Genomic DNA, 24,862 nt, shown 5'->3' with positions numbered 1-24,862 from the left:
GTATATGTATATGTATATGTATATGTACTTTTATAATTTCAACTTTTATATAATAAAATCAAATTTACATTTCTTAAAAAATTAGTATTTTAAAGTTAAACCTGAATTTTCTAAATCTTAAAATTAATTATAACATATTTTTGTATTTTTTTTCATGTAAATATTATCAAACAGCAAAATAGGATGAGATATTATAATTCTCATCCTATTTCTATGAATAATATTATATTTTTATACTAATATTCCTATTATCATTGATAATGCTAACAGTACAAATAATCCTGTAATAAATCTATCCATTGTTTTAACTGATACATCTAAATTACCATATAATGTATCCCTCATAGTCTTCTTAGGAACTTCTTCTACTTTTTCTTTTACAGCTTCATTTTCCATTTAACATCATTTCCTTTTTTAAATTATTTTTTAGCTATATATTTTCTTACATCTAATGAAACAGCTACTATTATTATTAAACCTCTTATTATATATTGCCAGTAAGCATTTACTCCAATGAAGTTTAATCCATAATTTATAACTTGTAATAATACTGTCCCTATAAGAACTCCTGGAATTGTTCCAATACCACCTGTAAAGGATACTCCCCCAACAACACAAGCTGAGATAGCATCTAATTCATAGTTGAACCCTGTACTTGTTGTAGTTGATCCAGCTCTTGCAGCTTCTAAGAACCCAGCTAGTCCATAAAGTACTCCTGATATTATAAATATAAACATTATATTCTTAACTAAGTTAACTCCTGAAACTGCTGCTGCTTCCGGATTCCCACCTATAGCAAACATATTTTTACCAAGTTTTGTTTTATTCCATACAAACCACATAATAGCTGCTACTATTGCAAGATAAAATACTAAATATGGAATTTCTACAGTACCTAATTTCAAATAACCATTAACAAATTTTGTATATCTTTCATCTAAGTTAGCCACTGGTTGAGCACCTAGTGGAGGTCTATCAATGTATAAACATGATGCTCCATATGCTATAAGCTGAGTACCTAAGGTAATAATGAATGCATGAACCTTTAGTTTTGCAACCCCAAATCCATTTATTGCACCAAATATACCACCTATAACTATTGCTAAAAACATTGGTAATATTAGTGGTAAGGCTTGTAGATCTGGATACATTCTAGCAGCATATGTTGTTGATTGTAATAATGATGCTGATATAATAGCTGTAAAGCCTAATATACGTCCTGCTGAAAGATCTGTACCTTGAAGTACTATAAGTCCTGCTACCCCTAATGCAAGGATACCACGTGTTGATGCTTGACTTAAAATATTAGTAAAATTCTTCAATGAAAGGAACCCTGGTTCCTTTATAACAAAGAACACTATCATTATAAATAATACTATATATAGTGCATAATTTAGTAGGAAATTTTGTAAAGACTCTTTATTAAATTTAACTTTGTTCATAAGTTACACCTCTATCCTAAATATATTTCGCAGCCATAGACATAATATCTTCTTGTGACAATTTATCTGCATCACCTATTCCAGCTACTCTTCCGTTTGACATTACAAGTATTCTATCGCATATTCCTAATAATTCTGGCATTTCAGAGGATACAACTATAACCCCTTTGCCCTTATTAGCTAAATCTATAATAAGTTGATAAATTTCATATTTAGCTCCAACATCTATTCCTCTTGTTGGCTCATCCAATAGTAGTATTTCTGGATTAGTTAAAAGCCATCTTCCTATGATTACCTTTTGCTGGTTACCTCCTGAAAGAGTTCTAATAGCCGTCTTTTGACTTGGAGTTTTTACCTTCATACTATCTATTGTCCATTTAGTATCTTCAGTCATCTTTTTATTATCTAATACACCAAATTTACTATATCCATCTATGTTAGCAATCATCGTATTAAATTTTATATCAAGTTGTCCAAATATTCCTGTTGATCTACGTTCTTCCGTTAATAATGCAAATCCATTTTTTATTGCTCTTCTTGAATCTGTATTTTCAACTTTCTTACCATGTAATATTACTTCGCCTTCATTATGACGAGCTATTCCAAATATAGTTTCTAATAATTCCGTTCTTTTTGATCCAACAAGTCCAGCAACCCCTAAAATTTCTCCTTTTTTAAGTTCAAAGGATACATCCTTTATAGATGGTTGATATGTACCAGTTAGATTTTTAACTTCTAATATTACCTCTCCTGGCCTATTTGTCTTTGGTGGAAATCTATTAGTCAAATCACGACCAACCATTAATTTAATTATTTTATCAGTTGTAAGATCTTTTGCAGGAATTGTATCTATCCATTTACCATCACGCATTATTGTAACGTCATCAGAAATTTCAAGAATCTCCTCCATTTTATGAGAAATATATATAATACCGCAGCCTTTAGCCTTTAATTTATTAATTATTCTAAATAAATGCTTAACTTCTTCTGTAGTTAATGATGATGTTGGTTCATCTAAAACTAGTATTTTTGCATTATATGAAACTGCTTTTGCAATTTCAACCATTTGTCTTTGAGAAACAGATAGTTTTGCCATTTTAAGCCTTGGATTAACATCTATTTCAAGTTCATCTAATATTTTTTTAGTCTCTTCATACATTATCTTTTCGCTTACAACTCCAGCATTTCCTGGATATCTTCCAAGCCATATATTATCCATAACATTTCTTTGTAAAACTTGGTTTAATTCTTGATGAACCATAGCAACGCCATTATCCATTGCTTGCTTTGGATTAGAAAATTTACTTTTCACACCATCTATTAAAATTTCTCCACCATCTTCAATATAAACACCGAATAAACATTTCATTAAAGTAGATTTACCTGCTCCATTTTCACCCATTAAAGCATGTACAGTTCCTGGTCTTACTTTTAATTGGACATTATCTAGCGCTTTAACTCCTGGAAATTCTTTGCATATATCTGTCATTTCAAGAACATATTTTGTATCTGCCATAACTTACTTCACCACTTTTCTATTATTTATTAAACTGCATAGTGAAAATTTCACTATGCAGTTTAAAGAAAATTTATTTCTTTATATATTATTTAACATATGGTTGATATGGAATACGAACAGCAACTCCTGTATCGTCGAACTCATATGAAGTACCTTCTATAGCACTCTTTCCACCAGCTAAATTCATTCCAGTTTCATATAATGCCTTAGCCATTCCTTCTGCATCTTGAAGAACTGATCCTAACATAAATCCTTTACCTATTAAATCTTGTGCTGCTGCTGTAGCATCAACACCTACAACAGGGATAGTTTTTGCAGCATCACCATTGTTATATCCTTGAGCTTGTAATGCAGCTATAGCACCTTGAGCCATACCATCATTATTAGCAATAACAGCTTCAATCTTATCACCAAATTTTGAGAACCATGCTTCAGTTGCATTTTGTGCTAATGCTTGGTCCCAGTTACAAACTTGAAGTGCTAATTCTTCTGTCTTAACTCCTTTATCATTTAAAGTTGAAACTGAATATTGAGTTCTTGCAACTGCTTCTGGATTATCAGGTTCACCTTTTAACATTACATATTGTAATACTCCATCTCCATTTTTATCTATAGCAGCTTTATCTTTTTCCCATTCCTTTGAAAGTATATCTCCTTGCATAACTCCAGCTTCTTTTGCATTTGTTCCAACAAATATAGCATCTTCATATGCTTTTATTGCATCTGCTGCTGGCTCTCTATTAAATAGTACTACTGGTTTTTCTGCAGCTTTAATCTTATCAATTACTGTAGGTGCTGCTCCTGTATCAACTAAATTAACTAATAGAAGATCTACATCTTTTTGAAGTAATGTATCTATACTGTCATTTTGAGTAGCTTGGTCACCTTTTCCATCATAGAAAGTGAACTCAACTTTATCTGGATTTTCAGATTGTATTTTTTCTAAACTTTGACGAACTGTAGAAATATAAGTATCATCGAATTTGTATAAACATACCCCAACCTTAACCTTGTCTCCTTTTGAAGTATCTCCACCATTAGAGCTTCCACTATTTCCACTACAGCCAACTAATGAAGCTGTAACCATAACAGTAGCCATTGCCATTGTAAGTAATTTTTTTACCTTTTTCATATTAACCCTCCACCTTTTATAAAATCGTTAAGACTTAATTGATTTCGTTTACATCTAATATTATAAATTTATCTTGTAATAACTTCCATACGAAAAACTTAACACTTCTATCGAAATTCTTAGATAAATAATTATATATATTTTTTAATAATTTGAAAGGATTATCCTTTTATGATAAAATTTAAAATTGCAATTAAATATATGAGGTGATTAACGTGGATAAAGAGTATCTATCGAAATTTATTAAGGATTCTTGGAAAGCATTCCGTCCCTTTTCATTAACATTAGCAATTGGATCTACCACTCTTGGTATTATTGCTGCTGATAAAATGGGATATATTAATTGGTCTAATACTAATGATATTTTTTTAGTTATCCTAATTACACTAGCTGGACTTCTAGCTCAATCCGGAGCTAACTTAGTAAATGATTATTTTGAAGGAAGTTTTAGATATTATAGGCCAAGCGGTAGAAAAATTAATTTTTTAGGTGTGACTAGAACTTATTTTGACATTTATGTTTTTATTTGGGCAATGTGCTGTTTTGCACTAGCTTCACTAATTGGATTATATCTTATATACATGACTGATTTTAAAATGTTTCTTATTGGTATTATAGGAATATTTGGTGCTTACGCTTATACAGGAGAACCCTTTGTATTTAAAAGAAAAGGCTTAGGAGTTCCAATTTCTTTTATAACAATGGGTCCATTAATGGTATTAGGTGCATCTTATCCTTTTACTAAATCTATAAGCCTATATCCAATATTCCTTTCATTACCTGCTTCATTTCTTATTCCAGCACTAATGATAAGTAATGAAATGAGGGATTTCAAAAGAGATGCTAATTTAAGTCTTGGAACATTAAGTGTTAGAATTGGTAGCAAATATAGTACATATATCTATAGATTTTTAGTTTTTGGAGCATATATTTTAACTTTAATATATGCTATATCAGGATTCTATCCTATTACTTCTTTATTAGTGTTTTTAACATTCCCATTAGCACTAAAGGCTCATAGATCTGTTTGTAAATTTGAGAAGCTTGGAATTCCTTATACAAATAATTTACACTGGACATTTACTCTTATTCTGATATTATCATTATTTATAAGTTAACTCTTACTAATCAATATTGTACAGTAAATCTTTAATAATACATCTTCTTTTTACATATAATAGTTTATATATAGAAAGGAGATGTATTTTTATATGAAAAAAGGAACAAAAATATTAATTGCTGTACTTGTAGTTATTGCAATATTGGTTTTTCCCATAATATCTAGCTACAATAATTTAGTATCTCTAGAACAGCTTGTTAATACATCAGAATCTAATATAGATACTCAATTACAAAGGAGATCTGATTTAATACCTAATTTAGTTAATACAGTTAAAGGATATGCTTCTCAAGAAAAGGATATATTTACTAATATAGCTAATGCTAGAAGTAAGCTTTCAGGTGCAGCAAACATATCAGAACAAGCAAATGCAGATAGTCAATTATCAAATGCTCTTTCTAGATTATTAGTTGTTGTTGAAAGATACCCTGATTTAAAGTCTAATCAAAACTTTCAGGACTTAAGTATTCAATTAGAAGGAACTGAAAATAGAATAGCTGTTGCAAGGCAAGATTATAATACAGCTGTGACTAATTATAATACCAAAAGGAGAAGATTCCCTACAAATATAATTGCTTCATTATTTGGATTTCAAGAAAAACCACTTTATAAAGCAAGTGATGGTGCTAGTGAAGTACCTTCAGTTGATTTCTCTAGATAAGTATGAATATTAGTAATGTATTAAAAAAACTTTTAGTATCTTCTCTTTTATTAATACTGAGTTTTTCATTAACAGTTTCAGCAGCTACTAATTATCCTTCTCCTACAAACTATAAATATGTAAATGACTATACAGGGATATTAAAGTCAAACGAAATAGAAACAATTATATCATTGGGTAAGGAACTGGAAGATAAAACTGGAGCTCAATCTATTGTTGTAATTGTAGATACTACAGGCGATATTCCAATTGAAAATTATGCTATAAATTTATTTCGTTCTTGGGGAATTGGACAGAAAAATAAAGATAATGGTTTATTAATTCTAGTTGCCATAAATGATAGAAATTGGCGAGTTGAAGTTGGAAGAGGTTTAGAGGGCGCTATTCCAGATGCTATTAGTAATAGAGTTATGCAATCTTTAGCTAAGGATGATTTTAAGAATGAAAATTATAGTTCCGGTATAATAAAGAGCTATAGCGCTTTTACTGATTTAATTGCTGAAGAATATGGAGTTACTTTAAGTAAATCTTTAAATATATCGATTCCAAACGAAACGCAAGAAACATCACATAATTTTGCAGGAAACATTTTAATAGGAATACTAGTTATTTCGTTCTTTCTAGATTTATTTTTTAACCGTGGTCGAGTTTCCTCTTCACTACTTCAAATTATCTTTTGGAGTAATATAGGAAGAAGAGGTGGTCCTCGTGGTGGAGATGGCGGTTTCGGCGGTGGTGGATCTGGTGGGTTTGGAGGTTTTGGCGGTGGATCTTCTAATGGAGGTGGCTCTTCTGGCAGCTGGTAAATTATAATCTACTGAAATAAACTATTATATAAAATAATAAGAGGCTATAGCAGAAAGCCTCTTATTTAAAATGTAAAAGGGACTCGTGTTTCGCGAGCCCCTTGATAAAAATAAGAAATTAACTTTTTTTATTTCATATATTCCTTTGTTTCTGTTTTTAATCCCTTTTTTCTTAGCTTACTTTCTATAAAATCCTTAACTATAGAATAGAAAACAGCAAATAGAGGAACCCCTATTATCATTCCTACTATACCTAATAACTTTCCTGCAACTAATATAGAAAATAATATCCAAAAGGCTGAGATACCTATTGAATCGCCTAAAATCTTTGGTCCTATTACATTTCCATCTAATTGTTGTATAAAGAATATTATTAATAAAAACCATAAAGCTTGAACAGGAGATACAAATAATATTATTATAAATGATGGTATTGCTCCTATAAATGGCCCAAAGAATGGTATAATGTTAGTTATTCCAACTATAACTGAAATCAACACTGTATATGGCATTTTAAATATAGTTAGTATTATAAATGTTAATACTCCTATAATTAAAGAATCTATTATCTTTCCAACTAGGAATCTTCCAAATGTATAGTTGCTTCTATCAACTAGTTTTATAATTTCATCTGCATATAATTCTGGAAATAATCCGTAAGTTACTTTTTTACTTAATGCACATAACTTTTCTTTATCTATTAATAAATAAACAGAAACAATTATACCTAAAATCACATTCCATATACTTGAAGCAACATTCGCTAAAAATCCTCCCAATGCAGGAATTAAATTTGTAGCAAATTTAATTATATAATTAACCGAGCTATTAAAGTTATCCATTAAAACTTGAGAATATTGCTCTTCTATATTTAATTTCATTATTATTTCATTTACAAAATTTGTAGTGTTAGTTATATATGAGGGTATATCATTTACTAACCCAACAATACTATCAATTAGCTGAGGTAATAAGAATTTTACAAACATACTAATTATAAAAAAAGTAGTTATATAAGAAAATAATATAGCTAATCCTCTTTTTGATTTTAGCTTTACCATTTTTATATATCTTGTTTCAAAAACTTTATTTTCATAAAAGTCTAATAAAAAATTTACTATGTATGCAATTGAAAATCCAATTATAAATGGTTGCATAACAACTAATATAGAATCTAACTTATCCGTAAAAATCGTTACTTGCGATATAGCTAAATAAAATAATATAACTGAAATTGCAACTATAAATGAATATATTGCTATTGTTGTGTATTTACTATTCCAATTTACTTTCATTATTTACCTCTCTTTACTATAATATTTTTTATGTTAAACCTTTGTAATACAATTATAATGTATTTAGGTTTAAAATGGACATCTTTTGTGAAATTTAATTAATTATTCATTATTATAATATTATTCTTATGTAAATTTATAATATATATTACTCTCAATTTATAATTTTCTATTTATGTTTTAAACTTTATATAATTTTGTTTATATTAATTTATATACCATAAAAAGGATTGTCTAAACTTTGATCTAGACAATCCTTTTATTAAATAAATAATAGCAAGCTTACTGCCATTACTATCATACCTAAAATTAATCCATATATAGATAGGTGATGCTCACCGTATTCCTTAGCTGCTGGTAATAATTCATCTAGTGATATAAATACCATTATACCTGCTACCATAGCAAATACTATTCCAAATGTTAGATCATTAAAGTAATTTCTTAAAAATACATATCCCACAATTGCTCCAATTGGTTCTGACATTCCTGATAAAAAAGAATATAAAAATGCCTTCTTCTTATCTCCTGTAGCATAGTAAATTGGTACTGAAACTGATATTCCTTCTGGAATATTATGAATTGCTATAGCTACTGCTATAGGTATTGCTATTTTCATATCTCCTAATGCAGATATAAATGTAGCTAGTCCTTCCGGAAAATTATGAATACCTATTGCTAATGCAGTAAATACTCCTGTTCTTAAAAGTCCATCAGTATTCTTTTCCTTCTCCCCTTCTATTGGAAGTGACTTAACTTCATGTGGATTTTCTCCACTAGGTACAAATTTATCTATTATTGCAATTAGAAACATCCCTGCAAAAAATGAAATTACAGTTAAATAATTTCCTGGTCTTTCTCCTAATGCTAATACTAATGAATCTTTTGCCTTTGGGAATATTTCTATCATTGATACATATATCATAACTCCAGCTGAGAATCCTAAACTTATGGATAAAAATTTCTTATTTGTATCCTTTGCTAAGAAAGCTATTAAACTTCCTATACCAGTCGCAAGTCCAGCAAATAATGTTATTAAAAACGCTACTGTTATATTGCTCATATTTTTATCCTCCTTATTTAATTTCTTTTATTTCATATATTAACTCTATATGATTATTTTACACTAAATGATAATTAATTTCAATTGAAATTATATTTATTTTCTAAAACTTCTGAATTTTTCATTTTTCTATTAAGAAATTTAACTAATATATATATAGTTCCTGTATATAGCGTTACCAGTAATTCTAAATTTATAAAATAATTATAACCATCTCCTAACCCCTCAAGAACAGTACCTCGTGCGGCTGCATTTGAATTAAACATTATAAAAAAATAATTAGTATTAAATTTATGATTAAGTATGCCAATTGCTATACCTATTATCTGTAATAATATATATAATTTTACTACTCTATATTCTTTTAGATAATATCTATGTATTATTAAAAAATATACTGGAATTACTATTATTGAAATATGCGATACCATAAACTGATAATATTTTAAGTACATGCTGGATAAGGAAGTATCCATAGCTATTAAGCTAGCCATTCCTCCTATAGCACCATAGCAAATAACAAAGTCATATATTCTTCTACTTTTAGTAAACCCAAGAATAATGCATAAAATATTTGCAATATAACAAAGATGCAAAGGCAAATTATCTACTTCTATTCCACTAATTAACCATGTGCCCAAATAATAAAATATAAATATAATTGAAGATAAACCTGTTAATGTATATCTTAATGTTTTTTCAACCCTATAATTTTTTCTTATCTCATTTCTATAAACTACTAATAACACTATTATTAATATCATTATTAGTATTGGAATAAATTGCTCCATACTACTCATTTGATAGTTTTTATTTGGTCTTTGCGATATAAAAAAATCTCTCATTATATATCTCCTCTCTAATCTATCAATATGATGTCAATAATAAAATAATTCTAAAAAAATAGGCCAGTATAGCAAATGCCATACTGGTCTTATTATACTATTTTTAAATTAGTTTATTTTCATATTAACAAGATCTCCAACAACCATTATTGCAACTTCCATTATTGTTATTTCCATTATTGTTATTTCCTTGTCTTAAATCATTTAAGAATCTCATTACCTCTCTAATTACTTCTTCACGGCCTCTTCTAACTCCAGCCCTAAAACCTCTTTGAAAACCTACTCTGCAGCCTTCTCTAAATCCTCTTTCAAATCCTTGTCTAAATCCTTGCCTAAATCCTTGTCTAAGGCCTCTTTCAAAACTAGCTCTAGCTAATTCTTCTGCTCTAGAAACACCACTTCTAAATCCATCTCTAAATCCTTGTGAATAACCTTCACGTCTTCCTTGCTCTCTACCCTTACTTAATCCGCATCTAAAGCCTCTTCTAAATCCTCTTTCTAGTCCACATCTTAATCCTCTTTCAAAACATCGACGACAATTTACTATTCCGCTATTATTACCACATCCAGAACGTAATTCTTCATTACTAAGTCTATCCAAATTTTCTTCGCCTTGAAATTCATTATTTAAACTATCGATATCTTCATCAAAATTAGCTAAATCTGCAAAATTATCATTTTCAAAGAATGCATCATTTTCTACTGAATTATTTTCTATTGAATTTTCTCCTACAAATTGGTTTCCTTCTTCATTTTGAATTCTTCTTATTATATCTTCAAAATTATCACTATTGAATTCATAATTTGTTTCCATCTTTTTTATCTCCTTGTATAATACTCATAATACATAATATATGAATGGTTTCTTCTTTTGGTTAATGCTTTTTATAATATTTAATATTTATCTTATTAAGTATAATAAATAACTTAATAAACTTATTCATTTAACAATGAATAAACTTCTCTAACAAGTTTTTTTACCCTATCTGGAAGTTTGGATATAGCTTTTTCTCTTTTTTTCTCATCTTCTATTTGTGCTATTCTCATAACTTCTTGTTGAACTCCTGGGATATTATTAAATTCTGATACTATTCTATTGAACCTATCAGCAAAGCGTGGATCTTGCATCTTCGCTTGGAGTTTCATGATTAAATTATAACTATTCATTATTTTTTGCTCCTAGAATTATTTTACTTTATCTTATTCATTATCATTTTTATTTGTTACCCTAATTTTTCCTCAAAAAAATAAGTCAAAATAGAATTAACTATTTTGACTTATTTTTAAATTAAAATTTTAAGCTTGAAACCTGCTTAAACATATTTATTTCTTTTTCTGATTCTACTTCACTTAAACTTTCATTCCAGTGTTTATCGAATTTTATTTTATATATTTCAATATGTGATTTATCTTTAACAGGTGCCATAGCAACATATTCATTTCCACATATTAGTTTTTGTTCTAATATTGCATAATCTACTTTATTTCCATTTTCATCACTAAAAGACATTATTTTTTCACTCATAATATACACTCCTTTACCTTACTAAATTTATTTTGCTTTAATTCAGTAAATTTATGCATATATATTATTAAAATTATCTTTAAGCTAATCTTAATAAATATTCTTGCATATCCTTTATTAGCACAGTATATTCATCTGATATTTCTATTAAACTACGCTTTAAATGTTCATGTATATTATTGTCTTTTATTAGGAAATCTAAAATAGCTTTAAATCCCATTTCTGTACCTTTAATTGCTGTTTGTAGTATTTCTTTATCAGTGTCTACATTTATCTCTTTAATGCTATTAAAAATTTCTACAACTTTTCCCCACATGCCTTCGTCATATGTTACTTTAGCACCTAATTCTTCAATTTCTTTTACTATCAAATCTTTATTCTTTTGAACTGTTATCAATACTTTATCTAGAAGTTCTATAACTTTATAATCAATAGCTTTTTCTTTTAATTTTGCTATTTCATTTTCTCCCATTATAATTCCTTCTAGTTCTTTATTGAGTTCATTTATATCTTTATTCATATTTTCACACTCCTTTATATTATTGTTTATTTTATAAAGGAGGTTTATTCCTTTTAAATTATTTAAATGATAAATTTATTTTATTTTTCATTTAGCTCTTCGATTCTCTTCTCTTTATCATTTATAATTAAATGAATCCTATCGATTCTTCTATCATCTAGTTTTACCAGTCTTAATGTTATATTATCTGATAATACTTCACAATTTTTAGTTGTAGTTGGAATTGCTCCAAGCTTTTCAATGAAAAATCCACCTATGGTATCAGCAACTTCTGACTCTAATTCTAAATCTAAATAATCATTTAGATCTGATAAAGTCATTAATCCACTAACAACATAGTTCTTATCATCTATTTTTTCAACATCTAAATTATCATCATACTCATCTAGGATTTCTCCCATTACTTCTTCTATGATATCTTCCATTGTTACTATACCTGAAAATCCACCATACTCATCTATCAGAATAGCTATATAAGCTTTTTTATCTTTTAATTCTTTAAATAAGTCATCTATACTTTTTGTTTCAATAAAGAAACATGGTTCTTTTATTAGATCTCTTATTTTTACATTATCTATACCTTTTTCAACGATACTTGCAAATAAATCTTTCATATGCAATATACCTATGATATTATCTATTTCTTCTTCATATACAGGTATTCTTGAAAAGTTTTCATCTAAGATAGTTTTAATACAATCTCTAATATCATCATCCACGTCTAATAAAAACGTTTCTGTTCTTGGCGTCATTATCTTTTTAGCTGTAGTATCATCAAATTCAATTATTCCATCTATCATTTCTCTTTCAACTTGATTTATAGCCCCATTTTCTTCACCAATTTCTATAAGACTTCTAATCTCTTCTCTAGATATTTGTTCCTCAATTCCTTCTGTTTTAAATCCAAAAATCTTAAGAATAATATTAGTCGAAAATGATAAAAACCATACAAATGGCTTTGTTATTTTTGATATTAGAATTATTGTTTTTATAGAAAACATTGCAACCTTTTCAGAATTTTGAAGTGCTATTCTCTTAGGTACTAATTCTCCAAGAACTAGTGTTAAATATGAAATAGCTAAAGTTGTTATCACTAATGCAATACTTTCGCTATAAGGAACATTAGCTTCTTTTAATATGTTTGCAAATCCAACTGAAATTGATGTTGCAGCTGATGCTGATGCAAAGAAACCTGCAAATGTTATTCCAACCTGTATTGTAGATAAGAAATTATTAGGCTCCTTTAGTATGTTTCTTAATAGTATTGCTTTCTTATTTCCTTCTTCTGCTAATATATTTATTTTTGTTTTATTTAATGATACTATTGCCATTTCTGCCGATGCAAAAAATGCATTAACTATTACCAATATTAAAATTAATATAAAACTACTCCCGGGACTTCCTTCCATTTATTCATTCTCCTTAAATTTAAAATATAGTGAGATAATTCTACCATATAAAAGCTTATTCTTTCAAATTCGTATTTTTAATACTACAGATTAAATAATCTTAATTTTTTAAATTATTGTAAAATACTTATCTATATTAAGCTATATCTTCTAAAAACTAATGATTATTACGTATCTCTATAATAAAAGGCTAGGAAATCAAAAGTTTCCTAACCTTTTATTAGTTTTCTTCACCAAAAGCTTCTTTTAAAGTATGCCATGCAAGAACAGCACATTTTACTCTAGCTGGCATATTTGATATATTTTTTAGAACTATAGCATCTTCTAAAGCTTCAAGTTCATCTTCATCATTTATTTCTCTTTTTATCATTCCAATAAATGTTTCTACAAGCTTTAATGCTTCCTCTTTATCTTTACCTTTAATAAGATCGATCATCATTGAAGTTGATGCTTGAGATATTGCACAACCTTGACCGGTAAATGCTAAGTCTTCTATGATGTCTCCATTGATTTTTAACTCTAATGTTATTTCATCTCCACAACTTGGATTGTGGCCTTTTTCAGATAAATCTGGATTATCTAGCTTTCTTCTGTTATGTCTTGAAGTACTGTGCTCCATTATAAGTTCTGTATATATAGCGTTTAAATCCATTAATATTACCTCCATTTTGCAAACATATCATATGTATGTTTTACTGCTTCTATTAATCTATCAACATCTTCTTTTGTATTATAAAAATATATACTTGCTCTAGATGTTGCATTTATTCCCATATATCTCATTAGAGGTTGTGCACAGTGATTACCTGCTCTTATACACACTCCAAAAGTATCAAATATTGAAGCTACATCATGTGGATGAACTCCATCTATTTCAAAGGATAAAACTCCTCCTCTTTTTTCAATATCTTTTGGCCCATATATTTTCACATATTCAAGCTTACTCATTTCTTCATATGCATAAGTCATTAGTTCTTTTTCAATTTTTTCTATGTTATCCATACCTATTTCATTTAAGTAATCTATTGCTTTTGATAACCCCACTGCACCTTCAACATTTTGAGTACCTGCTTCAAATTTATATGGTAATACATTAAATGTAGTTTCTTGCTCATATACATACTCTACCATATCTCCGCCAAACATTAAAGGTGGCATTTTTTCTAGTAGTTCTTTTTTACCGTATAATACACCTATACCCATAGGTGCTAATAGCTTATGGCCTGCAATTACTAAAAAATCTGCATCTATGTCCCTTACATCTACCTTCATATGTGGAACACTTTGTGCCCCATCAACTATAACTATAGCACCTTTTGAATGCGCATATTCAGCAATTTCTTTTACAGGATTTATTGTTCCTAAAGCATTAGATACATGTGTTATACTTACAATTTTTGTTTTTTCAGTAATTTTATTTCTTACTTCTTCTTCTGTAAGTTCACCATTTTCATCAGTGTACATATACTTAAGGATAGCACCTTTAGCTTTTGCTACTTGTTGCCATGGAATTAGATTTGAATGATGTTCTGCAATTGAAATTACTATTTCATCACCTTCATTTATAAAATTCATTCCATATGCCATAGCTAAAAGGTTAAATGATTCAGTTGCATTTTTAGTAAAAATTATTTCTTCTCTATACTTTGCATTTATAAAATTTTTAACCTTTTCTCTTGCTTCATCATAAGCATCTGTTGCAAGTACACTTAATTCATAAGCACCTCTATGAGGATTTGCATTAGATTGTTCATAATAATCTTTTATAGCATTTATAACAGAACTAGGCTTTTGTGTTGTTGCAGCACTATCTAAATAAACTATTCTCTTTCCATTTCTCTCTTTATTTAATGTAGGAAAATCTTTCAAAAAATCTCTATTATTCATTATCTAAACATTCCTTTATAGAAGCTACTATTGCTTCTCTTATATTTTCATTATCTATTTTGTCTATTATTGGATTAAAGGCTCCTTCTATAATAACCCTTCTAGCATCATTATAGCTTAGACCTCTACTCATTAAGTAGAATAGTTTTGCTTCATCTATCTTACCTGAAGCAGCTGCATGTTCTCCAGATACATCATCTTCTTCACAAAGTAATAATGGAAGAGCTTTTCCCTTAACCTTTGGAGATAATATCATACAATATTCATCTTCTACTCCAACACTTCTTGAAGCTCCTCTCTTAAAATCAAGAGTTCCTCTAAATATCTTGTTAGCTTCTCCCTTTAAGGCTCCTTTAGTTGTTATCCCTGACTTACTTCTTCTTCCTTTATGAGTCATAACATAATTCATATCTATAACTTTCTTATCTCCACCTAAGTAAATTGAACTAAGTGTTGATTCAGAATTGTCTTCAAGTAAATCACCATGATAATTTGTAATACTATTTTTTCCACCTAAATCTATTGAAACAAAATCAACTTTACCATTGTATCCAACATCTGAAAGATTTGAATCTAAATTCATTGTATTTTTATTTAATAAATTCACTTTAACAACTTGAATATTACTATTGTTTTTACTAAATATCTTACAGACACCGTTATGATATCCTTCACTATCATCTAATGAATTATATTTTATAATTACTTTAGCATTAGAATTTTCTTCAGCAACTATTAGTATATTATCTACTAAAGTATTATTTTCATTATCCATATTAAATTCTATAATTATTGGTTCTTCAACTTTAGAATTCTTAGCTATATTTATTATATATCCTTTATTAAAATCAAATTCACCTTGATTTACTATTTCATATGAAACTCCATATATAAACTTCTTATTTAATGGAAATACATTTCCCTTATTAAGTTTTTCTATTGTTACTCCTTCTAAATCATTACCAGTTATTTTATCATTATTAAAGTTTCCTATTTCAGGAGCTTTATAATCTCTTAATGTTATATCATTAACATTTAACCAGCTTTTAGTTCTTACAGGAGTCTTATTTAAATTATTGAAATTTAAACTATTATTCATTATCCAATGCTCCCTTCTAATTCAAGCTTAATTAAATTATTCATTTCTACCGCATATTCAAGTGGTAATTCTTTTGATATAGGTTCAACGAATCCTCTTACTATCATTGACTTAGCTTCTTCTTCACTTATTCCTCTACTCATTAGATAGAATATAGCTTCATCACTAATTTTACCTATTTTAGCTTCATGCCCTATTTCAACATCATCATTCATTAAATCTATAACTGGTATAGTATCCGATTTAGATAAATTATCTAGCATTAATGATTCACATGATACTACTGATTTAGAGTTATAAGCATTTGCATTTACTTTTACAACTCCTCTATAAGTAGCTGCTCCTCCATTTTTAGAGATAGATTTTGAGTTTATTGTTGAAGAAGTATTTGGTGCTGCATGTATTATTTTCGCTCCAGTATCTAAGTTTTGACCTTTACCAGCAAAAGATACTCCTGTAAATTCAGCTCTTGCTCCTTCTCCTTTTAAAATGCTCATAGGATAAAGCATTGATATCTTTGATCCAAATGATCCTGATACCCATTCTATTCTTCCGTTCTTTTCGACTATTGCTCTCTTTGTATTTAAGTTAAGCATATTCTTTGACCAGTTTTCTATTGTACTATATCTAAGAGTAGCTCCTTCTTTTACAAATAATTCAACACATCCAGCATGAAGATTAGTCATGTTATATTTAGGTGCTGAACATCCTTCTATAAAGTGAAGGGTTGCGCCTTCTTCAACTATTATTAAAGTATGTTCAAATTGTCCTGCACCTGGTGAGTTTAATCTAAAATACGATTGTAGTGGTATATCTACATTTACTCCTTTTGGTACATATACAAATGATCCACCTGACCATACTGCTCCATGTAGTGCCGCAAATTTATGATCACTTGGAGCAACACATTTCATAAAATATTCTCTAACTATATCTTCATATTCTTTAACTGCAGTTTCCATATCTGTATATATAACACCTTGCTTAACAAGATCTTCTCTTATACTATGATAAACAACTTCTGAATCATATTGTGCTCCAACTCCAGCTAATGATTTCTTTTCTGCTTCTGGTATTCCTAAAAGATCAAATGTCTTTTTAATATCTTCTGGAACCTCTTCCCAGCTTTCATTAAGCTTTGACTTTGGTCTAACATAAGTAACTATGTTATTCATGTCTAGCTCATCCAATGATGGTCCCCATGTTGGAAGCTTAATCTTATTATATATATCAAGAGATTTTAATCTAAATTCTCTCATCCATTCTGGTTCATCTTTTTCTTTAGATATAGTTTCTACGATTTCTTTTGTTAATCCCTTATCTGCCTTGAAGTCAAATCTGTCTTCATTTTTAACATCGTAGACACCTCTATCCATATCATCTACATAGGTCTTCTTCTTTATTTCCAAAGTATTCACCTCCATATTACATTGCTGCTTCTGCTTTAAAAGCTTCATATCCATTTTTCTCAATTTCCTTAGCTAATGTTGCATCTCCTGTTTTAACTATTTTTCCATTAACTAAAACATGAACATAATCAGCTTTTAAGTTTTCAAGTATTTTTGTATTATGTGTTATTATTAGCACTCCATTTTCTTCATTTGCAAACATCTTTATACCTTGTGAAACTATTCTTATAGCATCTACATCTAATCCTGAGTCAGTTTCATCAAGTATTGCAAGCTTAGGGCTTAGCATAAGCATTTGTAATATTTCATTTTTTTTCTTTTCTCCACCAGAGAAACCAACATTTAAATATCTCTTTGCATATTCATTATCCATTTTTAATTCTTTCATATTATTCTTTAAATCTTTATCAAACTTTAAGAATTTAATTAATTGTCCATCCTTAGCTATTTTAGCGCTTCTTATAAAGTTTTCTACAGTTATACCTGGAACTTCTTCTGGATGTTGAAATGATAAAAATAAGCCTTTCTTTGCTCTTTCATCAGTTTTTAATTCTGTTATATCTTCACCTTCAAATGTGACTTCACCTTCAACTTGCTTGTATTTTGGATGAGCCATTAAAGTATTAGCTAATGTTGACTTTCCAGCACCATTTGGTCCCATTATAACGTGAATTTCACCTTTGTTTATCTTTAAATCTAAGCCTTTAAGAATTTCTTTTCCCTCAACAGCCGTTTTTAATCCATTTATATTTAATAAAACATCACTCATATTTACATCTCCTTAATTATGTTTGAATTTATTTTAAGTTTATTTAATTTAATCCTTATTATTTCACTCTGAATTGATTATATCATACTAAATTACTCAGATTTAATCAACTGGTATTTTTTTAAATTTGAACTATATTGCCTAATTATTTACTATTAACTTATATTAGCTTTACATTGCTAAATATTTTTTACTTTATATAAAAAAGGAGCTTATTCAAAGGAATAAGCTCCCACTTTTACATCATTCCAATTATCATACCAACTATATATGGTACTAACCATACTAACCATACAGCTATGCTAAACTTATGGAATGTAGCTTTTTTCTTTTCATCATTTTTATATAAAACCCAAGTTGCCCATACAGCATGAAATAACATTAGAATAATAGCTAAAAGTCCAGTTACACCATGGATCATTTGAGAAACTTCTGAAATTCCTTTTATTCCTTCTTCTGCTATTTTACTCATTGTTAATGTTCCTGTAGTATCAAAAATTAAACCTAACCAAAATATAATTACATGTTTTTTGCTTAAACTCTTAGCTTTTCTCTCTCCAAATACACCTATTGTGTAAAATACTAGTGCTAATGTTATAGTTACAATAGCTAAAATTAATTCTGAATTCATCTTTCATCCCTCCAAATAAGTTTGCATACAAACTATTTAGTTCGTATGCAAACTATTATACTTTTCAATATTTCTTATGTCAAGATTAAAAAGAGATTAAATTTAAAATCTCTAATTAATCTTTTTTATCTTATCTTTTATTCTTCTAAGTTCTTCTATTGCACGTTCCCCCTCTTCATCAGTAAACTTATCAAAAACTATATCAAAGCTGTTATTTATTTTCATTCTGAATTCCTTTGAAAACTCTAATCCTTTATCAGAAAACCTAACATATGTATTACGTTTATCACTACCATATTTAATCTTTTCTAAGTAGCCTATACTTTCTAACCTTTGTACAATCCCTGATACTGTTCCCTTTGCAAGGTGCATTTCTTCACAAAGCTTTGATATCGTTACCTCTTTATTGTGCCCTATTATCTTTATAACCATTATTTGTTGATGTGTTAATCCACTTTCCTTCAAACTACTACTTAAAATATTCATAGTACTTGAATATATCTCTTTTATAAGCATCGCCATTTCAAATGAATCAAATTTATTTTTCATATTTTCTCCTTTAAATATATTTTATTAACTAATATAGTTTAAGAATATTATAACTTATATTTATTTTACAATATAGATAACATAGTAAATTAATGTAGCTACTGTAAAATTCAGCAGCTACATTAATTTATAATTCTTTAGCTAATACATATCTTCTTAATCCGCCATATTTAATTTTATCTTTTTTAATTTTATATCCTAATTTTTCAAATGTATTAACACTATATTTGTTATACGGTGAAGCTGTTGATGTTAATAGTTTAACATCATCTTTCTTAGCTATATCTTCAATCTTTTCACAAAGTATTCTTTGAAGGCCATTTCCTCTATAATCACTTCTAACTACAGTTGATTCAACTTGCCCAACTTTAAGTAGCTTTTCCCCTTCTAGATCTAAATCATATCCATAATTTCCTTTTTCATACCCTTTTTTTATATAAACTGCCATAGCAATTAGCTCTTCTTTTTCATTTAAATAGCCTATTATTTTAGCACCCTTTTTAAAATACTCTATAAACTCATTTTTTTCTGTAGGAGCATATAATTGCTTATCTTCTAATCCGTCAATTATTATATCTTGTAGCCTCATTATTTGATCTATATAACTTAAATCTAATTCTCTATATTTAGCATCAACCACATTTCCACTCTTGTCTTTTAAATTTAGTATCTCTTGCATTTTAATATACCTCCTTATGCATTTACATATATGTCTCAATTGATAATCTATATAGTTAACACTAATAGTATATTAAAGGTCTAATATACTTATATTAAGTAAGATATCAAAATTGAAATCATATATATTATTTAATTTTTTATATAAGCTTCTAAAATACTAACTTTATTTTTATAATATTAATTCCTTAATATTATATTTAAATGTTAAGTTTTTATTGTAACTTATATAATATCATATTTTTATAATAATATTATTGTTAATACTAAAAAACAGGCTTATATTTTTATATAGCCTGCTTAATATTAATAATTACAAACTTTTCAATACCTACATTAATTAATATTCTATAATACTAATTCACCTTTCTAAAAAATTAAATATTTTATCTAAGTATGGCACTAATACATCATCATTTTCTAAGTAAAGTTCATGTTTAGCATTTTCAAACCTAACCAATTCACACTTATTACATTTTTTAGAAAATCTTTTTTCTCCCTTTTCACCAACTAAAGCATCATTTCCAGCTTGAAAGAGTAAAACTGGTATCTTTATCTTGGCTATATTTTTCTTCTTAAATATATACTTAATTGCTTTTAAAGATTCATATAACCATCTAAAGGATCCCCCACCTCTTTGTATCTTTTCATTGCATAATATTTCTTTATAATATGCCCTATACCTACTTTCGTTCGATGTTGATGCTAGCATAAAATCGTATGTACTTTCATAAGGAATATTACCAAATATAAACTCATCACCTTTTCCAAATAATATACTTATTTTTGCTATACTTCTAGCAATAAAACATGGAACTTTCCCTATTGCTATTTCAAGCATAGGACACGATAAAATAGCTTTATTTAAATACTCTGGATACTTTTCTATAAACATAGCCCCTATTGCTCCGCCCATAGAGTGAGAAAATAAATACAGGCTTTTATTATTCTTAATTACTATTTTATCAATAAATTTTTTTAAATCTTCTATATAATAATTAAAGCTCTCTACATTTATTTGTGTATTATCTTTTATACCTAATTTTCCAGATCTCCCATGTCCTCTATGCTCCATTATATAAACAGAATATCCTTCTCTTGTGAAATAGTATATTATTTCTTTATATTTCTCTATACATTCTGTAAATCCGTGAGAAATAACTATTTTTGCTATTTCTTTTTTTACTTTATATTTTTCATAATATATTTTTATATTATTTTCTCCAGTAAAATATCCTGATTGTTTTATATATGAAAGTTCTTTTCTTACCTTTTCTACTACATCTTCATCCATCCCAAAATTTTCAAAATATTCTCTTTTATTGCTTATAATTTTGTCTTCCATTTTAGCACCTCTATACACAATAGTCCTTAATATTTTATCTCATTTTGGAAAATTTATTAAAAAAGGTAGGGATGCTCCCTACCTTTTTAGCTTAATATAAAGTTTTGAATTGCAAGCAGTGCTTTAACATCTATATTTTCATTAGAATTTATAAGTGCTCTAGCTTCTTCTTTTGAAACCATTATCACTTCTATATCTTCATCATCCTCTAAGTTATCTGATGATACATCCCCATCACATGCACATTGAACAAGGGCTATAGACTCATCAGTCATACCTACTGAAACATAAACTTTTTCTTTAGTATTTTTATAATCTATGCTTATAAGGTCTAAACCTGTTTCTTCTTTTAATTCCCTCTTTACTGCATCTTCAAAACTTTCATTATTATCTATAAGTCCAGCTGGTAATTCAATAACATAATTATTTATAGGAACCCTAAATTGTCTTATTACAACCAATTTATCTTCTTTTATATGCTTTGCAACTATTACAACCGCATCTATTTTATCTTCTGATCCATCAAAAAATTTACTCTTTATCGTTTCTAAATCTTTTCTTGACGCTATACTCCAACTTCTTAAATCACCTTTTTTATTTATGTAATCTGCATTATACAACTTTAAATATTTTGTATCTGCTAATGTTATTATATTACTTACCTTTACCTTACTCATACACTCAACTCCGTTACTATTTTAATTTATAGTTATTATTATATATATTTAATATTTATTTTACAAATGATTTGACCTTTATTACTGGTATTAATTCAATTATTGATTTAAAATTATATTATATTATTTTAAATCAATAATTGTATTAATAGGATAGCTCTAAACCAAACTTAATTTTAAACCTTTTATTATATTTTAATCAATTGGAGGATGTATAAATTTGAAAGAAATAAACAACAAATTTAAGCAAAATATCTTACTTGGAACATATTTGATCGTTTTATATTTTGTACTTTTAAATATAAAATATGTAGTTGGTTCATTTGGAAATGTTATAGGAATTCTAAATCCATTTATAATAGCCTTTGCAATGGCATTTGTATTGAATTTACCTATGAAATTCTTTGAAAAAAACGTATTTTATTTTTTAGATAAAGAAAAATCAAGTTTTGTAAGAGGCTTAAAGAGACCTTTATCTATTTTAACAACATTTATTACTGTTATTGGGCTTATAATAGCTTTAGCTTTATTTGTTATTCCACAATTAGTATCAAGTGTTTCAACACTGCTAGATACTGTTCCTGAATATATAAAATCTTTCGAAGCATTAATAAATGAATTTGTTTCATCAACTGAAATTTTACAAAATGTATATAATACTTTAATGAGCACATGGAAAGAATTACTTCAATTCTTTGGTGGATTATTAACTACTTCTCTCACTGGTATATTGAATACTACAATGAATATCACTAGTGGTGTTGTTAATTTTGTTCTTTCTATAGTATTAACAATTTATATGTTAGCTAGCAAGGAAACTCTAATATATCATTTTAAAAAGATATTATATGCTTTTTCAAAGAAATCTATAGCAGATAAAATAATAGATATTGGTAGACTTGCTAATGTTACTTTTGCAAAATTTATAACAGGTCAGTGCATAGAAGCTGTTATATTAGGAGCCCTTTGCTTTGTAGGAATGAATATATTCTCAATGCCTTACTCATTACTTATTAGCGTTCTTATTGGAGTAACAGCATTAATTCCAGTATTCGGAGCATTTATTGGTACTATTCCAGCTGTATTCTTAATACTTATAATAAACCCTATACAAGCCCTATGGTTTATTGTATTTATTTTATGCTTACAGCAACTTGAAGGTAATATCATTTATCCTAAAGTAGTTGGAAACTCTGTTGGGCTATCTGCAATATGGGTTATGCTTGCTATGTTAGTTGGTGGTAGTACCCTTGGATTAATAGGGATGTTAATTGGAATCCCAACATTTAGCGTAGCTTATCAACTTATTAAAGAATATACTAATAAAAGGTTAATTAATAAAAATATAAAGATTTAATAAGGAAGTGAGATTAATCTCACTTCCTTATTAAATCTCATTTATCTTCTTTAAAATTTCATCACATATTTTATGAGTCTTTAGCGCATCTTCTATTGTTGGCATTGGCTGAATCCCTAACTTTACAGAGTTAATAAACTCATTTATTATATTTTCAAATCCTCTTCTATATAAAATAGTATCCCAATCTTTAAAAGATTTATTTTCCTCTATATTATTTATTAATACCTTTGAATCCATTAAATTTCTAACTATTACTTTTTTTCCTGATGAGGTATATTCTAGCTCCTCTTCATTAGCACCGCTATCCCTATTCATCATCGCTATACAAGTCGTATTTTTGCTTGTCATTGTAACAACAACATTATAAATTAACCCCTCCTTCTTTAGACAATTTACGTTTATACTTTCTATCTCTTCATTCATTAAAAATCTTAACGTATCTATAACATGAATAAAATCATCTAAAACAAATACTACGGGATCTTTTGGACTACTCACTCTATTTTTTTCTAGCTTTATAACAGAAGGTGTCCCATAATTTTTTAAATTTGAATACATTGGTGCAAACCTTCTATTGAATCCTACCATTAGTATTTTATTAACTTTCTTAGCTAAATCAGATACTCTTTTACTCTCTTCATAGTTATAGCTTATAGGTTTGTCTACATAAACATGGATATTATTATTTAAAAGATTTTCTATTATATCTATATGACTTTCCGTAACTGTATGAACAAAAGCTGCATCGATATTCATATTAATTAACTCATCTACAGTAGATACAACTTTCGCTATTCTATATTTTTTTGATAAATTATCTAGTCTTTCCTTATTACGAGTGCAAAATACTATTTCTATTCCCTCTATAGCTGTAATAACAGGTAAGTAAGCCTTTTCACATATATTTCCTAAACCAATTATTCCTATTTTCATTAAATTCACCTCTTTAAAATATATTTCAATTATATTTTATCATAAAAATAAAAGCGAGAAGATATTAAAATGGAACCTATAAGATGGACACTTATAAAAGAGAGTCTATCTATATAGGTTCTTTTTTTGTACAATAAAGTTATGAGGTGATTTAATATGAGTAAAATAAGGTTCTCAAATAATGAAAT

The 24,862-nt window shown here is 27.9% G+C and carries 27 protein-coding genes; 4 read left to right on the top strand and 23 right to left on the bottom strand.

The genetic code is table 11. From position 1 onward, the window contains the following. Nucleotides 1–231: 231 nt before the first annotated feature. The 4 genes from J7M87_RS06055 to J7M87_RS06040 form a co-directional block, all read right to left on the bottom strand. Nucleotides 232–396: a hypothetical protein gene (locus J7M87_RS06055; protein WP_291649666.1), complete on the bottom strand. Its 165-nt coding sequence runs from the start codon at nucleotides 394–396 to the stop codon at nucleotides 232–234. 23 nt (nucleotides 397–419) lie between these two features. Beyond that, a complete protein-coding gene (gene mglC / locus J7M87_RS06050; RefSeq protein ID WP_291649664.1) occupies nucleotides 420–1,442 on the bottom strand; it encodes a galactose/methyl galactoside ABC transporter permease MglC in 1,023 nt (340 codons plus the stop codon). 16 nt (nucleotides 1,443–1,458) lie between these two features. Next, nucleotides 1,459–2,958, bottom strand: coding sequence for a galactose/methyl galactoside ABC transporter ATP-binding protein MglA (mglA, locus tag J7M87_RS06045; protein ID WP_291649662.1), 1,500 nt, complete (start codon nucleotides 2,956–2,958; stop codon nucleotides 1,459–1,461). Between the two features lie 88 nt (nucleotides 2,959–3,046). Beyond that, the gene (locus tag J7M87_RS06040; protein WP_291649660.1) at nucleotides 3,047–4,093 is read right to left on the bottom strand and encodes a galactose ABC transporter substrate-binding protein; all 1,047 of its coding nucleotides are present in this window, start codon (nucleotides 4,091–4,093) and stop codon (nucleotides 3,047–3,049) included. A gap of 215 nt (nucleotides 4,094–4,308) precedes the next feature. Here J7M87_RS06040 and J7M87_RS06035 point away from each other — a divergent pair, with 215 nt between their 5' ends. The 3 genes from J7M87_RS06035 (at nucleotide 4,309) to J7M87_RS06025 (ending at nucleotide 6,680) form a co-directional block, all read left to right on the top strand. Continuing rightward, nucleotides 4,309–5,211: a prenyltransferase gene (locus tag J7M87_RS06035; protein WP_291649658.1), complete on the top strand. Its 903-nt coding sequence runs from the start codon at nucleotides 4,309–4,311 to the stop codon at nucleotides 5,209–5,211. Between the two features lie 93 nt (nucleotides 5,212–5,304). Then, nucleotides 5,305–5,874 (top strand): LemA family protein, encoded by a 570-nt coding sequence (locus J7M87_RS06030; RefSeq protein ID WP_291649656.1) that lies wholly within the window; start codon nucleotides 5,305–5,307, stop codon nucleotides 5,872–5,874. A 2-nt stretch (nucleotides 5,875–5,876) separates the two neighbouring features. Then, nucleotides 5,877–6,680, top strand: coding sequence for a TPM domain-containing protein (locus J7M87_RS06025; protein ID WP_291649654.1), 804 nt, complete (start codon nucleotides 5,877–5,879; stop codon nucleotides 6,678–6,680). 128 nt (nucleotides 6,681–6,808) lie between these two features. Here the strand turns inward: J7M87_RS06025 and J7M87_RS06020 are convergent, their stop codons facing one another. From J7M87_RS06020 to J7M87_RS05935, 18 genes are all read right to left on the bottom strand, one after another. Further along, nucleotides 6,809–7,975: an AI-2E family transporter gene (locus J7M87_RS06020; RefSeq protein WP_291649652.1), complete on the bottom strand. Its 1,167-nt coding sequence runs from the start codon at nucleotides 7,973–7,975 to the stop codon at nucleotides 6,809–6,811. Between the two features lie 262 nt (nucleotides 7,976–8,237). Then, complete coding sequence (gene zupT, locus J7M87_RS06015; protein ID WP_291649650.1) at nucleotides 8,238–9,038, bottom strand: zinc transporter ZupT; 801 nt, start codon at nucleotides 9,036–9,038, stop codon at nucleotides 8,238–8,240. An 80-nt stretch (nucleotides 9,039–9,118) separates the two neighbouring features. Continuing rightward, complete coding sequence (locus J7M87_RS06010) at nucleotides 9,119–9,883, bottom strand: TIGR02206 family membrane protein (protein ID WP_291649648.1); 765 nt, start codon at nucleotides 9,881–9,883, stop codon at nucleotides 9,119–9,121. 124 nt (nucleotides 9,884–10,007) lie between these two features. Then, the gene (locus tag J7M87_RS06005) at nucleotides 10,008–10,697 is read right to left on the bottom strand and encodes a hypothetical protein (protein WP_291649646.1); all 690 of its coding nucleotides are present in this window, start codon (nucleotides 10,695–10,697) and stop codon (nucleotides 10,008–10,010) included. Nucleotides 10,698–10,819: 122 nt separating this feature from the next. Then, the gene (locus J7M87_RS06000; protein ID WP_291649644.1) at nucleotides 10,820–11,050 is read right to left on the bottom strand and encodes a hypothetical protein; all 231 of its coding nucleotides are present in this window, start codon (nucleotides 11,048–11,050) and stop codon (nucleotides 10,820–10,822) included. Between the two features lie 121 nt (nucleotides 11,051–11,171). Next, nucleotides 11,172–11,408, bottom strand: a complete 237-nt coding sequence (locus J7M87_RS05995) for a DUF1292 domain-containing protein (protein WP_291649641.1) — start codon at nucleotides 11,406–11,408, stop codon at nucleotides 11,172–11,174. 79 nt (nucleotides 11,409–11,487) lie between these two features. Further along, a complete protein-coding gene (locus J7M87_RS05990; RefSeq protein ID WP_291649640.1) occupies nucleotides 11,488–11,928 on the bottom strand; it encodes a hypothetical protein in 441 nt (146 codons plus the stop codon). An 80-nt stretch (nucleotides 11,929–12,008) separates the two neighbouring features. Further along, entirely contained in the window at nucleotides 12,009–13,337 is a 1,329-nt protein-coding gene (locus J7M87_RS05985) for a hemolysin family protein (protein ID WP_291649639.1), read from the bottom strand. A gap of 220 nt (nucleotides 13,338–13,557) precedes the next feature. After that, nucleotides 13,558–13,989, bottom strand: a complete 432-nt coding sequence (sufU, locus tag J7M87_RS05980; protein ID WP_291649637.1) for a Fe-S cluster assembly sulfur transfer protein SufU — start codon at nucleotides 13,987–13,989, stop codon at nucleotides 13,558–13,560. Between the two features lie 5 nt (nucleotides 13,990–13,994). Continuing rightward, nucleotides 13,995–15,224 (bottom strand): cysteine desulfurase, encoded by a 1,230-nt coding sequence (locus J7M87_RS05975; protein WP_291649635.1) that lies wholly within the window; start codon nucleotides 15,222–15,224, stop codon nucleotides 13,995–13,997. Further along, complete coding sequence (gene sufD / locus J7M87_RS05970; protein WP_291649633.1) at nucleotides 15,217–16,323, bottom strand: Fe-S cluster assembly protein SufD; 1,107 nt, start codon at nucleotides 16,321–16,323, stop codon at nucleotides 15,217–15,219. The genes J7M87_RS05975 and sufD overlap by 8 nt, the downstream gene beginning before the upstream one ends. Further along, nucleotides 16,323–17,732 (bottom strand): Fe-S cluster assembly protein SufB, encoded by a 1,410-nt coding sequence (gene sufB, locus J7M87_RS05965; RefSeq protein WP_291649631.1) that lies wholly within the window; start codon nucleotides 17,730–17,732, stop codon nucleotides 16,323–16,325. The genes sufD and sufB overlap by 1 nt, the downstream gene beginning before the upstream one ends. 16 nt (nucleotides 17,733–17,748) lie before the next feature. Continuing rightward, the gene (gene sufC / locus J7M87_RS05960) at nucleotides 17,749–18,501 is read right to left on the bottom strand and encodes a Fe-S cluster assembly ATPase SufC (RefSeq protein ID WP_291649629.1); all 753 of its coding nucleotides are present in this window, start codon (nucleotides 18,499–18,501) and stop codon (nucleotides 17,749–17,751) included. Between the two features lie 238 nt (nucleotides 18,502–18,739). Beyond that, on the bottom strand, nucleotides 18,740–19,132 hold the full coding sequence (locus tag J7M87_RS05955) for an HsmA family protein (protein ID WP_291649627.1): 393 nt from the start codon (nucleotides 19,130–19,132) through the stop codon (nucleotides 18,740–18,742). A gap of 111 nt (nucleotides 19,133–19,243) precedes the next feature. Then, complete coding sequence (locus J7M87_RS05950; RefSeq protein WP_291649625.1) at nucleotides 19,244–19,681, bottom strand: MarR family transcriptional regulator; 438 nt, start codon at nucleotides 19,679–19,681, stop codon at nucleotides 19,244–19,246. Nucleotides 19,682–19,808: 127 nt separating this feature from the next. Further along, entirely contained in the window at nucleotides 19,809–20,360 is a 552-nt protein-coding gene (locus tag J7M87_RS05945) for a GNAT family N-acetyltransferase (protein WP_291649624.1), read from the bottom strand. A 360-nt stretch (nucleotides 20,361–20,720) separates the two neighbouring features. After that, nucleotides 20,721–21,704 carry an alpha/beta hydrolase gene (locus J7M87_RS05940; RefSeq protein ID WP_291649622.1) on the bottom strand — a complete coding sequence of 328 codons (984 nt, stop codon included), beginning with the start codon at nucleotides 21,702–21,704 and terminating at the stop codon, nucleotides 20,721–20,723. Nucleotides 21,705–21,790: 86 nt separating this feature from the next. Next, entirely contained in the window at nucleotides 21,791–22,381 is a 591-nt protein-coding gene (locus J7M87_RS05935) for an NUDIX hydrolase (RefSeq protein ID WP_291649620.1), read from the bottom strand. Between the two features lie 220 nt (nucleotides 22,382–22,601). Between J7M87_RS05935 and J7M87_RS05930 the strand changes: the two genes are divergently transcribed. Continuing rightward, nucleotides 22,602–23,738: an AI-2E family transporter gene (locus J7M87_RS05930; RefSeq protein WP_291649618.1), complete on the top strand. Its 1,137-nt coding sequence runs from the start codon at nucleotides 22,602–22,604 to the stop codon at nucleotides 23,736–23,738. 30 nt (nucleotides 23,739–23,768) lie between these two features. Here J7M87_RS05930 and J7M87_RS05925 read toward each other — a convergent pair whose 3' ends face one another. After that, entirely contained in the window at nucleotides 23,769–24,674 is a 906-nt protein-coding gene (locus J7M87_RS05925) for a Gfo/Idh/MocA family oxidoreductase (RefSeq protein ID WP_291649616.1), read from the bottom strand. Nucleotides 24,675–24,862: the final 188 nt, after the last annotated feature.

Source organism: Clostridium sp. (assembly GCF_017888565.1).
Classification (GTDB): Bacteria; Bacillota; Clostridia; order Clostridiales; family Clostridiaceae; genus Clostridium.
This window is presented reverse-complemented; position numbering and strand designations above follow the sequence as displayed.

Excerpts from the sequence above, each read along its gene's own strand:
- J7M87_RS06055 (WP_291649666.1), bottom strand. The coding sequence starts at position 396 with ATGGAAAATGAAGCTGTAAAAGAAAAAGTAGAAGAAGTTCCTAAGAAG.
- mglC (WP_291649664.1), bottom strand. The coding sequence starts at position 1,442 with ATGAACAAAGTTAAATTTAATAAAGAGTCTTTACAAAATTTCCTACTA.
- mglA (WP_291649662.1), bottom strand. The coding sequence starts at position 2,958 with ATGGCAGATACAAAATATGTTCTTGAAATGACAGATATATGCAAAGAA.
- J7M87_RS06040 (WP_291649660.1), bottom strand. The coding sequence starts at position 4,093 with ATGAAAAAGGTAAAAAAATTACTTACAATGGCAATGGCTACTGTTATG.
- J7M87_RS06030 (WP_291649656.1), top strand. The coding sequence starts at position 5,305 with ATGAAAAAAGGAACAAAAATATTAATTGCTGTACTTGTAGTTATTGCA.
- J7M87_RS06025 (WP_291649654.1), top strand. The coding sequence starts at position 5,877 with ATGAATATTAGTAATGTATTAAAAAAACTTTTAGTATCTTCTCTTTTA.
- J7M87_RS06020 (WP_291649652.1), bottom strand. The coding sequence starts at position 7,975 with ATGAAAGTAAATTGGAATAGTAAATACACAACAATAGCAATATATTCA.
- zupT (WP_291649650.1), bottom strand. The coding sequence starts at position 9,038 with ATGAGCAATATAACAGTAGCGTTTTTAATAACATTATTTGCTGGACTT.
- J7M87_RS06010 (WP_291649648.1), bottom strand. The coding sequence starts at position 9,883 with ATGAGAGATTTTTTTATATCGCAAAGACCAAATAAAAACTATCAAATG.
- J7M87_RS06005 (WP_291649646.1), bottom strand. The coding sequence starts at position 10,697 with ATGGAAACAAATTATGAATTCAATAGTGATAATTTTGAAGATATAATA.
- J7M87_RS06000 (WP_291649644.1), bottom strand. The coding sequence starts at position 11,050 with ATGAATAGTTATAATTTAATCATGAAACTCCAAGCGAAGATGCAAGAT.
- J7M87_RS05995 (WP_291649641.1), bottom strand. The coding sequence starts at position 11,408 with ATGAGTGAAAAAATAATGTCTTTTAGTGATGAAAATGGAAATAAAGTA.
- J7M87_RS05990 (WP_291649640.1), bottom strand. The coding sequence starts at position 11,928 with ATGAATAAAGATATAAATGAACTCAATAAAGAACTAGAAGGAATTATA.
- J7M87_RS05985 (WP_291649639.1), bottom strand. The coding sequence starts at position 13,337 with ATGGAAGGAAGTCCCGGGAGTAGTTTTATATTAATTTTAATATTGGTA.
- sufU (WP_291649637.1), bottom strand. The coding sequence starts at position 13,989 with ATGGATTTAAACGCTATATATACAGAACTTATAATGGAGCACAGTACT.
- J7M87_RS05975 (WP_291649635.1), bottom strand. The coding sequence starts at position 15,224 with ATGAATAATAGAGATTTTTTGAAAGATTTTCCTACATTAAATAAAGAG.
- sufD (WP_291649633.1), bottom strand. The coding sequence starts at position 16,323 with ATGAATAATAGTTTAAATTTCAATAATTTAAATAAGACTCCTGTAAGA.
- sufC (WP_291649629.1), bottom strand. The coding sequence starts at position 18,501 with ATGAGTGATGTTTTATTAAATATAAATGGATTAAAAACGGCTGTTGAG.
- J7M87_RS05955 (WP_291649627.1), bottom strand. The coding sequence starts at position 19,132 with ATGAATTCAGAATTAATTTTAGCTATTGTAACTATAACATTAGCACTA.
- J7M87_RS05950 (WP_291649625.1), bottom strand. The coding sequence starts at position 19,681 with ATGAAAAATAAATTTGATTCATTTGAAATGGCGATGCTTATAAAAGAG.
- J7M87_RS05945 (WP_291649624.1), bottom strand. The coding sequence starts at position 20,360 with ATGCAAGAGATACTAAATTTAAAAGACAAGAGTGGAAATGTGGTTGAT.
- J7M87_RS05940 (WP_291649622.1), bottom strand. The coding sequence starts at position 21,704 with ATGGAAGACAAAATTATAAGCAATAAAAGAGAATATTTTGAAAATTTT.
- J7M87_RS05935 (WP_291649620.1), bottom strand. The coding sequence starts at position 22,381 with ATGAGTAAGGTAAAGGTAAGTAATATAATAACATTAGCAGATACAAAA.
- J7M87_RS05925 (WP_291649616.1), bottom strand. The coding sequence starts at position 24,674 with ATGAAAATAGGAATAATTGGTTTAGGAAATATATGTGAAAAGGCTTAC.